The 11,399-nt window shown below is 36.1% G+C and carries 10 protein-coding genes; 2 read left to right on the forward strand and 8 right to left on the reverse strand.

Translation table 11 applies throughout. The features are described 5' to 3' along the window. Window positions 1-75: 75 nt before the first annotated feature. The 6 genes from B0A67_RS22755 to B0A67_RS22780 all read right to left on the reverse strand — a co-directional run bounded on the left by B0A67_RS22755 (window position 76) and on the right by B0A67_RS22780 (window position 6,520). Window positions 76-990, reverse strand: a complete 915-nt coding sequence (locus B0A67_RS22755) for an alpha/beta hydrolase (protein ID WP_072965231.1) — start codon at window positions 988-990, stop codon at window positions 76-78. Further along, window positions 991-2,271 carry an MFS transporter gene (locus B0A67_RS22760; RefSeq protein ID WP_072965232.1) on the reverse strand — a complete coding sequence of 427 codons (1,281 nt, stop codon included), beginning with the start codon at window positions 2,269-2,271 and terminating at the stop codon, window positions 991-993. After that, a complete protein-coding gene (gene recJ, locus B0A67_RS22765; protein ID WP_072965233.1) occupies window positions 2,261-3,961 on the reverse strand; it encodes a single-stranded-DNA-specific exonuclease RecJ in 1,701 nt (566 codons plus the stop codon). The genes B0A67_RS22760 and recJ overlap by 11 nt, the downstream gene beginning before the upstream one ends. A 157-nt stretch (window positions 3,962-4,118) precedes the next feature. Then, window positions 4,119-4,463, reverse strand: a complete 345-nt coding sequence (locus B0A67_RS22770) for a HopJ type III effector protein (RefSeq protein ID WP_072965234.1) — start codon at window positions 4,461-4,463, stop codon at window positions 4,119-4,121. A gap of 193 nt (window positions 4,464-4,656) precedes the next feature. After that, window positions 4,657-5,394 (reverse strand): 16S rRNA (cytidine(1402)-2'-O)-methyltransferase, encoded by a 738-nt coding sequence (gene rsmI, locus B0A67_RS22775; RefSeq protein ID WP_072965235.1) that lies wholly within the window; start codon window positions 5,392-5,394, stop codon window positions 4,657-4,659. Window positions 5,395-5,431: 37 nt separating this feature from the next. Then, window positions 5,432-6,520: a hypothetical protein gene (locus B0A67_RS22780; protein WP_072965236.1), complete on the reverse strand. Its 1,089-nt coding sequence runs from the start codon at window positions 6,518-6,520 to the stop codon at window positions 5,432-5,434. A 237-nt stretch (window positions 6,521-6,757) separates the two neighbouring features. Between B0A67_RS22780 and B0A67_RS22785 the strand changes: the two genes are divergently transcribed. After that, complete coding sequence (locus tag B0A67_RS22785) at window positions 6,758-7,348, forward strand: thymidine kinase (protein ID WP_072965237.1); 591 nt, start codon at window positions 6,758-6,760, stop codon at window positions 7,346-7,348. A gap of 32 nt (window positions 7,349-7,380) precedes the next feature. After that, complete coding sequence (locus tag B0A67_RS22790) at window positions 7,381-7,809, forward strand: hypothetical protein (protein WP_072965238.1); 429 nt, start codon at window positions 7,381-7,383, stop codon at window positions 7,807-7,809. A gap of 390 nt (window positions 7,810-8,199) precedes the next feature. Here B0A67_RS22790 and rpoN read toward each other — a convergent pair whose 3' ends face one another. Both rpoN and asnS read right to left on the reverse strand, forming a co-directional pair. Continuing rightward, the gene (gene rpoN / locus B0A67_RS22795; protein WP_072965239.1) at window positions 8,200-9,660 is read right to left on the reverse strand and encodes an RNA polymerase factor sigma-54; all 1,461 of its coding nucleotides are present in this window, start codon (window positions 9,658-9,660) and stop codon (window positions 8,200-8,202) included. A gap of 130 nt (window positions 9,661-9,790) precedes the next feature. Continuing rightward, complete coding sequence (asnS, locus tag B0A67_RS22800; protein WP_072965240.1) at window positions 9,791-11,239, reverse strand: asparagine--tRNA ligase; 1,449 nt, start codon at window positions 11,237-11,239, stop codon at window positions 9,791-9,793. Window positions 11,240-11,399 lie beyond the last annotated feature (160 nt).

The raw sequence follows: 11,399 nt of genomic DNA on the forward strand, positions 1-11,399 counted from the left end.
ACCATATAAGTAATGTAAGTTCCTTTAAAAAAGCCAGTCTTAAATTTCTTATATCACTTATAAGGTTTAAGAGTGCTATTTAAGCCATTTTTTTAAATGAGATAGAAAATCATTCTGTTGATCAACAAATAAATAATGGGAACAATTATGCAGTAAAGCAAAATGATTTTTACCTGCTATATTTCGGATAGAGCTGATTTGTTCTGTTGAAAATATCCCATCTTCTTTACCATAAATGACATAAATAGAAACGCCATCTGTTTTTATCTTCTTCAAAGATGATCTCGTGTCTATATTGTTTTTCTTTTCGTTTTGATAGAAAAGAACGGGAGCAATTTTATTTCTGATATTCGTTTTGAAAAATTCGCTTGCTGCATAATCGTCATATAATTTTTTAGATTCTTCAGTTGGGTTCGGCATCTTAAAAAAACCATTGTCACCCGCCAGACTAAAACAAGCTTTTCGATATTCAGATGAATTTTTATCGAGTTTTTCTATCGAACTTATTGTGTTCAGTTGATCAGAATCACCGCTGTATTTTTTCTTTAGAGAATTTAAAATGTGATCGTAAGTTTCTTGCTGAGAAAACAAAGCTCCGGCCAATACAAGCGCGCTAACTTTCTGCGGATATTTTTCGGTGTAAAGTGTAGCTACTAATCCGCCAAAACTATGAGCAAGAAGCGTTGCTTTTTTTAGATGGTATTTTTTATAAATAGCATTTAGATACTGAAAAGCTTCATTATAAGTAAATGCTGCATTAGGATCTGCAGATCTTCCTTCACCTCTGCGGTCATAAGCAATAACATAAAAGCCTAAGTCGGCCAATTTTTGCGCTGTTGTACCTTCAAACAAAGTCGCATTTCCACTTGGGCCTCCATGAATAAAAATTACTGTTTTGTCTTTTTTGTTTCCGTATGTTTTAATGTACAGATTTTGCCCATGTGCAAAAATGGATATTATAAAAAAGAAAGCTATTAATAATTGTTTCATTTACTCCATGTTTTGGTGATCTTCCATGTCTTTTCGTAAGTCTAGATTTCTAAACGTAGGTGATTTTAAACCGAAACCTAAAACCGTCAAAAGTGTCATACTTCCGCCAAATACAACAGAAATAACAGGTGTCATTAATTTTGCTGTTAAACCGCTTTCAAAAGCACCCAATTCGTTTGATGATCCTACGAACATAGAGTTTACAGCCGCCACACGACCACGCATATGATCGGGAGTTTTAAGTTGTAAAATTGTTTGTCGGATAACAACAGAGATTCCGTCAGCAAGACCGCTTAAAAACAGTGCTACAACAGACACCCAGAAAATTGTCGAAACTCCAAATAAGATTATGGACAGGCCAAAAACAAAAATGGCACCCAGAAGTTTCATTCCTGCCTTTTTATATAATGGAACATAAGCAGATACCAGCATGGTAATAAAGGCACCAACGGCCGGTGCGGCTCTCAGCACCCCAAAACCTTCCGGCCCTACTTTTAGAATATCCTGGGCAAAAACGGGCAATAAAGCAACAGCTCCGCCAAAAAGAACAGCGACCATATCAAGAGAAAGAACGCCTAAAATAGTTTTGTTATTGAAAACGAATTTTATTCCCTCTTTAAGACTTTCCATTACCGGTTCGCCAATCTTAGGATTCAATATCGGTTTTTTACTAATTTGGGATAAGGCAATTAAAGCAAAAAGTGAACAGGCAAAAACAGAACACATTGACCAGTGAACACCAATAAAGTTAATAGAAAATCCTGCAATAGCCGGTCCTAAAACCGCCCCGATTTGCCAGACTGAACTGCTCCAGGTTGCTGCATTCGGATATACTTTTTTAGGTACGATTAAAGATAAAAGCGAGAATATAGTCGGGCCAAGAAAAGCACGCACCAGTCCGCCAAGAAAAACTAAAAAATAAATAGAATATAAAATAGCATCAGTAGACCAGCCGCCAACTATTTTTGGCCAGGTTAGTAAAAACAATCCAAAACTGATTACCGAAAATCCGAGGATACATTTTACCAGCAATCCTTTTTTCTCCCGCTGATCCACCATGTGTCCGGCGAATAATGCCATAGAAACAGCCGGAATTACTTCCATTAAACCAATAAGCCCTAACGAAAGCGGATTTTTGGTTAAGCTGTAAACTTCCCATTCAATAACAATAAATTGCATTGACCAGGCAAAAACCATGGCAAAACGCAATATTAGAAATACATTAAATTCTCTGTAACGTAACGCCTGATAAGGATCTTGCTTGTTTGTTTTAGTTTTCATCTGTTCTGATATCTTTAAGCATAAGTTGAGTAGATACAGTTCCGTTCCACTCGTTTTCAGCTAATGAATACGCTAGCTGAAAAGGTTTTTGATTTTTTACGAGGTCTATTTTTTTGCCAAGACCAAAGCCTATCGCAGCAATTCCTTCTGAGGTATTTTGCTTTACAAAAAGTCTCAAATGTTCTTCGTCTGCCCCTAAAGTTTTAGCGTAGCCTGTGTCTTTGGCATCTTTCGTCATAAAAACAGGCGTCATATTCAGCGGTCCAAAAGGTTCAAATTGTTTTAAGATCCGGATGAGTTTTGGAGTGATATCACTGAAATTAATTTCGGCATCGACTTCAATTTCGGGAGTTCGCATTTCGGGTAAAATAGTTTCCTCGACTTGTTTTTCGAAAGCGTCTTTAAAGGTTTTATAGTTTTCTGCTTTCAAAGTCATTCCTGCTGCATACATATGTCCTCCAAATTGCTCTAAATGCTCAGAACAGGCATCAAGTGCATTATAAACATCGAAACCTTTTACAGATCTTGCAGATGCTGCGTATTTGTCACCGCTTTTGGTAAAAACCAAAGTCGGACGATAATACGTTTCTATAAGTCTTGAAGCTACAATCCCTATTACGCCTTTGTGCCAGTCTTCCTGAAAAACAACAGTTGAGTATCGGTCTTGCTCATTGTTTGATAAGATTTGCTGAAAAGCTTCTTTCGTAATTTGTTTGTCCAGATCTTTTCGGTCTGAGTTGTATTGTTCAATCTCTGAGGCAAATTGCTGTGCTTGTTCAAAGTTGAATTCCGTCAGTAATTCAACGGCATGATTTCCGTGTTTGATTCTTCCGGCAGCATTTATTCTTGGTGAAACAATAAAAACGACATCAGTAATATCTAATGTTTTCTTTTTTACCTGATGTACCAAAGCTTTAATTCCGGGTCTCGGATCTGAGTTGATAACCTGCATTCCGAAATAAGCCAAAACTCTGTTTTCCCCAGTTATAGGTACAATATCTGCAGCAATTGCTGTGGCAACTAAATCCAGATAAGGGACTAAGTCTTCAATAGTCTCTCCTCGATTTGTTCCTAAAGCCTGAATGAGTTTAAAACCAACGCCGCAACCGCACAATTCGTCATAAGGATAAAAACAATCTTCTCTTTTTGGATCTAAAATAGCGACTGCATCCGGAAGAAATTCTCCGGGCCTGTGGTGATCACAAATAATAAAATCGATGTTTTTTTCTTTGGCGTAAGCGATATGGTCAATAGATTTTATGCCACAGTCCAAAGCAATAATTAGCGAAAAACCGTTGTCATCAGCAAAGTCAATTCCTTTAAAAGAAATTCCGTAACCCTCAGCATAACGATCCGGAATATAAGTGGCAATATTAGGATAATGCGTTTTTAAATACGCTGAGACTAAAGAAACAGCCGTTGTTCCGTCAACATCATAATCACCAAAAACCAGAATGTTTTCCTGATTTTCGATGGCCAGTTCTATGCGGGCAACCGCTTTGTCCATGTCTTTCATCAGGAAAGGATCATGTAAATGTTGTAATGAAGGACGAAAGAAGTTTTTGGCATCTTCGAAACTCTCAATGCCACGCTGAATCAAAAGTGTTGCTACAAAATCTTCTACATTTAAGGCTTGCGCCAAATGTTTGACTTTGTCTTGAGAAGGTTTTGGTTTTAAGGTCCAACGCATTTTTTATTGTAGATTTTAGATCTTAGATCTTAGATTTTAGATTGGAGAAATCAAAAATCGTTTAATCTGATATTTATTTTTTTTGCCACAGATTAAAAGATTTAAATGGATTTTTTAATCTGTGTTAATCTTTTAATCTGTGGCAGAATTTTATTTTTTACTTCAGCTCTAGTGCATTCCCTTCAAACTGAATTCCGTCCCATCCTAAATTGATGAAATTTCTAATGTTTTGGTGATTCGTTCCGCTTGGATCTTTTAAAACTTCTTCGAAATAAAAGGCACCAAAACAGGCTAAAGTTTCGTCTTTACTTAAGTTCTGCAATTTTGCGAAAGAAAATAATTTGCAGGAACCTGAATTTTCTCCGGCTGCATTATGCTGTGTTCCGTTTTGGAAAGCTGTTGGAGTAAATGTGTAATTTTCTTCGATTACAGCAATAGTTTCAGGGAATGTTATTTCGGTTGGAGTTTTTTTTAGTTTTGCTAAAAAGGCTTGTATGTTCATGAGTATAATTTAAGTTTTTTTGCCACAGATTAAAATGATTAGAAAGATTTTTTTTGGAACGAATTTCACGAATTTGCACTAATTGAATTCGTGATAATTAGTGAAATTGCTTTGCCTGTTCCTATCGCTCGGGTCGTGGCGAAACTTTTTATTAATCTGTGAGAATCATTTTAATCTGTGGCATAAATATTTTTTAATCTTCTTCTTCTTCTTCTTTTTCATCATCCTTAGAAAATTTACTTTTCTTAGGTTCTTTTATTATTGTTTTTCCGGCAACTACTACGACAATTTCGCCGCGTGGTGCTGTTTTTTCAAAATGGGTTAAAACTTCTCTGGCAGTTCCACGAACATTTTCTTCATGTAGTTTTGATAATTCTCGTGAAACGCAAACTTGTCTGTCTTCTCCAAAATACTGAATAAATTCAGCTAATGTTTTTACGAGTTTATGCGGAGACACATATAAAATCATCGTTCTGGTTTCTTCGGCTAAAGCCAAAAAACGCGTCTGGCGTCCTTTTTTATCAGGAAGGAAACCTTCAAAAATAAATTTGTCATTTGGTAATCCGCTGTTGACTAAAGCCGGAACAAAAGCAGTTGCGCCGGGTAAACATTCGACTTCGATTTTATTTTCGACACAAGCGCGTGTCAATAAAAAACCGGGATCTGAAATGGCCGGAGTCCCTGCATCTGAAATCAGGGCAATCGTTTCACCGGCTTTCAAGCGTGCGATTAAATTCTCGGTTGTTTTATGCTCGTTGTGCATGTGATGGCTGTGCATGTGCGTGCCAATCTCAAAATGCTTCAACAGTTTTCCGCTCGTTCTGGTATCTTCGGCCAGGATCAAATCGACTTCTTTCAGAATCCGAATGGCGCGAAAAGTCATGTCTTCAAGATTGCCAATTGGCGTTGGAACGATATATAATTTAGACATAATTGTTTATTAGTGAAATGTAAAAAGTGAAAAAGAACTACGAGAATTTTTTCTCTACAATTCCCAGAAAGCGTTCTGCGTAATCGTCTTTTCCTTCCCAGTTGTTATAATCCGGTTTTACCATGTTTTCTATAAATTCCTGGGCTTCGCCATAAGAATCAAAAGTTAATAATTGATTTAAAACACGGCTGTAATCTTCAGAACTGTTTCCGAAAAGGTTTTTGGTAAAAGCTATTCTGTCATTGAGATCCACATGAAAACCTTTGGCCAGTTTTTCGTTTAAAGTAGCTGCTTTTGTTTCAGCTGGTTTTTCTATAACAACAGTTTCGATTGTTTCTTTTTTCTCTTTCAATTCACTGATTACCGGAGTTGGAGTAGGAGTGACATTTTCATAACTGTCTACTTTTACAAACTGGGCATCGGCATAATTAACTCCAAAATCCTCAAATGAGATCGTAATAGGAGAGTTTTTTGCAGGAATTTCGACTATTGGCTCTTCTTTCTCTTTCACTTCTTCCTCTTCTAATTGAAAAAGAGGTACAAAATCCGGAATAGGTTTTAAATCACTTATTGTTGTAAACGAAAGTTCTTCGGCAATATTTGTTTTTTCGTTAGTCCCGGCAATTGGTTCCTCTGTTTTTTCAGCAATTGGTTCTTCAATAGTTTCAGCAACAGGTTCCGGGATAGTTTCGATGATAGGTTCCGGAATTACTTCTTCCGGTATTTCTGCAACTACTTCTTCAGTACTGATTTCTTCGGCAACTTCTTCTGTAGCTTCTTCAGCAGGGATTTCTTCTGTTTTAATTTCTTCAACAGTTTCCGGTTCAGCAATTGTTTCAACTGGAGTTTCTGCAACTGCTACAGGCTCTTCAATTTTAACTTCTTCGGCAATTATTTCTTCTTTATCAAAATCTTTATCAAAAATAGATTCAATTTCAGAAGTAATTTCGCTGTGGCCAATTGTTGGTTTCAAAGTATCGAAATTCTCGTCTACAAACTTTAAAATCGCTAGTTTCTCATATAATTTCTGCGTTTCAAGATACAACTGATTGATATCGGATTTATTTTTAAGCTTTAAAATTCGATGTGCAATGCTGATTAAATCGGCTTCCAATTTTTTTTTCATAACTGTTGAAATTATAGTGAATAGGGTATTTTAGTATATTTTGTATTTGAATGTCTTTATTCCCGGTAGAAATCTGAAAGATATTTTTTTATTTCTGTTAATAAGCGTTTGCGAATCTTCGATTTGATAAAAATTTTCTACTTTTGAAAAAGTGAAAAAACAGCAGTTTTTCACGTCGATTTATTACCAGTACAAAGTAATAAAAACTATTCATTTTTAAAGGTAGAAAAATACAAAATGTTTCTCGAAAATACAGTAAATCACAAAGAACAATTTGGTTGGATTGAAGTTATTTGTGGATCAATGTTTTCGGGTAAAACCGAGGAGTTAATCCGCAGATTAAAACGTGCTCAATTTGCCAAACAAAGAGTCGAAATTTTTAAACCCGCTATTGATACCCGTTATCACGATGAAATGGTAGTATCTCACGATGCTAACGAAATTCGCTCCACTCCGGTTCCGGCTGCGGCTAACATTGCTATTTTAGCGCAGGGCTGCGATGTTATTGGTATAGATGAAGCGCAGTTTTTTGATGATGAGATTGTTACAGTTTGTAATGATCTTGCCAATCAGGGAATTCGTGTGATAGTGGCAGGACTTGATATGGATTTTAAAGGAAATCCTTTCGGACCAATGCCGGCACTTATGGCAACGGCAGAATATGTAACTAAAGTTCATGCCGTGTGTACCAGAACAGGAAATCTGGCGAATTATAGTTTCAGAAAGACAGATAATGATAAGTTGGTAATGCTTGGGGAAACTGAGGAATACGAGCCGTTAAGCCGTGCAGCTTATTACAATGCAATGAAAAAGATTCAGGATAAATAGAAACTTCTTTTTTAAAACAAAAAAACTAAAAAATGCAGCAACCCACTAAGAACAAAAAATCAACGGTTTTAATAGTAAGTGCAATTGTGGCATTTTCATTGGCTTTAATTCTATATTATTCTTTTAAAGAACCCGTTGCGGACAAGGAAATGATCGAATTAGTGGAAAAGTACAACAATAATTGTCCTTTAGTAATTCAGGAAGGAATACGTTTAGATAATGTTACGTTGCCAAAAGATAAAGTGGTGCAGTATAATTTGACCCTGTTGAATGTTGAAAAAGCTACTGCTGAAATTGAGGTAATAAAACAAAATGTTGAAGAAAGCCTGCTTAGTACAGTTAAAGCAAACCCCGGACTTAAAGCTTTTCGCGATAATAATTTTACTTTGATTTATAATTATGATGATAAAAAGGCAGATTATTTATTTGAGATTACAATAACGCCGGAACAGTACAAATAGTTTAAAGATTCTAATATAAAAGAAAACCCAACAGATTTTGAATTTGTTGGGTTTTTTGTTTTAAAGGATTTCATTCATTCCGTAGGAATGTTTGGTCGGTAGCTATTTTAAATTGATTTGTGAATCTACGTTACCGTAGGAACGTTTGAATAATCAAATGGATATTTGTGGTTAATTGTATGAAACAAGTGTGCTTACAGGACACAATTGGAAAATCGTAATATTTTTTTTCTACCGATGAAATATTCCTACGGAATAGCCAATAATACAATAATATCATTAGCCGAGTAAAAATAAACCCGACAGGTTTTTTTACCTGTCGGGTTTGCTATGTATTATAAACTCAAAGTAAGTTTAATTTTTCTTAATCTCTTAATGGTGAAAAAAAATTTATATCTTCTTTCTCATTCTCGCTACCGGAATATCCAGTTGTTCGCGGTATTTGGCGATAGTTCTTCTCGCAATGGGATATCCTTTTTCTTTTAGAATTTCGGCCAATTGATCGTCTGGTAAAGGCTTCTTTTTGTCTTCTTCTTCAATCGTATTTTTAAGAATCTTTTTGATTTCTAAAGTCGAAACATCTTCACCCTGATCGTTTTTCATCGCTTCAGAGAAGAATTCCTTGATTAGTTTCGTTCCGTATGGCGTTTCAACATATTTACTGTTGGCAACACGCGAAATTGTCGAAATATCCAAACCAACCATATCTGCAATGTCTTTTAAGATCATTGGTTTTAGTTTGGTCTCGTCGCCATCCAGGAAATATTCTTCCTGATAATGCATAATGGCATTCATGGTAACAAACAGCGTTTCCTGACGTTGTCTGATTGCATCGATAAACCATTTAGCCGAATCCAGTTTTTGTTTGATAAACTGAACCGCATCTTTTTGAGCCGACGATTTATCACGGGAATCTTTATACGTCTGCATCATTTCCTGATAATCCTTAGAAACGTGCAGGGAAGGAGCATTTCTTCCGTTTAAAGTCAGTTCAAGTTCACCGTCAACAATTCTGATCGCGAAATCAGGAACGACATTCTCCGTTACTTTATTGTTTCCGGTATAAGATCCGCCCGGTTTAGGGTTTAATCTTTCGATTTCGTGAATGGCTTTTTTAAGCTGCTCGTTCGAAACGGCATATTTCTGCAGTAACTTATCGTAATGTTTTTTGGTAAAAGCATCAAACTGATTTTCGATAATATCAATTGCTAAATCAACATATTCGGTTGGGGTTTTGTGTTTTAATTGCAATAATAAACATTCCTGCAAATCACGCGCACCAACGCCTGACGGTTCCAGTTCGTGAATTACCTGAAGCATTTTCTCGACCATTTTCTCATCCGTATAGATGCCCTGAGTAAACGCCATATCGTCTACAATATCCGGAACACTTCTGCGGATATAACCCATATCATCAATACTTCCAACAAGGAATTCGGCGATTTCGCGTTCTTCATCATTCAAAATAAAAGTATTCAGCTGATTGATCAAATCCTGATGAAAACTAATTGGAGAAGCAAAAGGAGTTTCTCTTTCTTCGTCTTCACTATAATTATTCACCTGAGTTTTATAATCGGGAGTATCGTCGTCGCTTAGATATTCGTCAATGTTAATGTCGTCTGCTTCAATTCTGTCGCCTTCTGCGTCATCATAATCATCGTATTCTTCATTAGCGAATTCATCCGCTTCATATTCATCTTCTTTTCCAGCTTCAAGAGCCGGATTTTCGTTCATTTCTTCTAATAAACGTTGTTCAAAAGCTTGCGTAGGCAATTGAATTAACTTCATCAGCTGAATTTGCTGTGGAGATAATTTTTGGGATAATTTTAAATTTAAAAATTGCTTTAGCATTTATTTTTGTTAAAAGTTTCAAGTTTCAAGTTTCAGGTTGCTGAACGTTCAACAACCTGAAACTTGAAACCTGAAACAAATTTTACTATCTTTTAAAAACTTAGAACCTTAGCACCTTAGGAACTTTTTTCTAAAACTCTGCATTTCCAGGAGTTCTCGGGAAAGGAATTACGTCTCTAATGTTTGTCATTCCGGTTACAAACAATACCAAACGCTCAAATCCTAAACCGAAACCTGCGTGAGTTGCAGAACCAAATCTTCTGGTATCTAAATACCATGATAATTCTTCTTCGTCGATTTCTAAAGCTTTCATTTTTTCGATTAGAACATCGTAACGCTCTTCTCTTTCAGAACCACCAACGATTTCTCCAATTCCTGGGAAAAGAATGTCCATTGCACGAACCGTTTCTCTTCCCGGCTCTGTGTTGTCGTTCAAACGCATGTAAAACGCTTTAATGTTTGCCGGGTAATCAAACAAGATTACCGGACATTTAAAGTGTTTCTCCACCAAATAACGCTCGTGTTCTGATTGTAAATCAGCTCCCCATTCGTTGATGATATATTGAAATTTTTTCTTTTTGTTTGGAGTAGAATCTCTCAAAATGTCAATTGCTTCCGTGTAAGAAACACGTTTGAAGTTGTTCTCCAAAACGAAGTTCAATTTCTCTAATAAAGCCATTTCGCTTCTTTCTGCCTGAGGTTTTGATTTTTCTTCGTCTAAAAGTCTTCCTTCTAAGAATTTTAAATCATCCTGACAATTGTCTAAAGCATATTTTATAACGTACTGAATAAAATCTTCAGCTAAATCCATGTTGTCATCAAGGTCGTTGAAAGCAACTTCCGGTTCGATCATCCAGAATTCTGCAAGGTGACGAGAAGTATTAGAGTTTTCAGCTCTAAAAGTTGGTCCAAAAGTATAAATCTGACCCAAAGCCATTGCATACGTTTCTCCTTCTAATTGTCCTGAAACCGTTAAGTTGGTTTCTTTTTCGAAGAAATCTTCTTTATAATTTACTTTTCCGTCTTCAGTTCTTGGCGTGTTGTCAAATGGTAAAGCCGTAACTTTAAACATTTCTCCGGCACCTTCAGCGTCAGAGCCTGTAATGATTGGCGTATTTACATACACAAAACCTTTTTGCTGAAAATAGTTGTGAACCGCAAACGATAATACCGAACGCACACGCATAATGGCACCAAACATATTCGTACGAACACGTAAATGTGCATTTTCGCGCAAGAAATCCAAACTAGGTTTGTTTTTTGGCTGTATTGGGAATTTTTCTGCATCAGAATCTCCTAAGATCTCCAGTTTGTTCACCTGAATTTCATATTTCTGACCTGCACCTTTACTTTCAATCAAAGTACCAATTACAGAAATAGCAGCTCCGGTAGTAATTCTTTTTAAAGTTTCGTCAGGCGTATTTTCAAAATCAACAACACATTGTATATTATTAATGGTAGAACCGTCGTTAAGAGCGATGAACTGATTATTTCTAAAAGTTCTCACCCATCCTTTTGCATTAACCTCCTGAAGCGTCGTCGTACTGTTTAATAAGTCTTTAACTTTTGTGTGTTTCATTTTATATATAATATTGAAATTAAATTATTTGTTGTGTAATAACTGCAAATATAAACGATAATAATTAAAATTAGAAGCTGTTTCCCGCTATCCGCTATATCTTTTTCTTGCTAAAGGAACAATAAAAAGGATGCCGCTGCTATCCTACCGTCTGGACACA

This window comes from Flavobacterium aquidurense (assembly GCF_002217195.1).
Classification (GTDB): domain Bacteria; phylum Bacteroidota; class Bacteroidia; order Flavobacteriales; family Flavobacteriaceae; genus Flavobacterium; species Flavobacterium frigidimaris.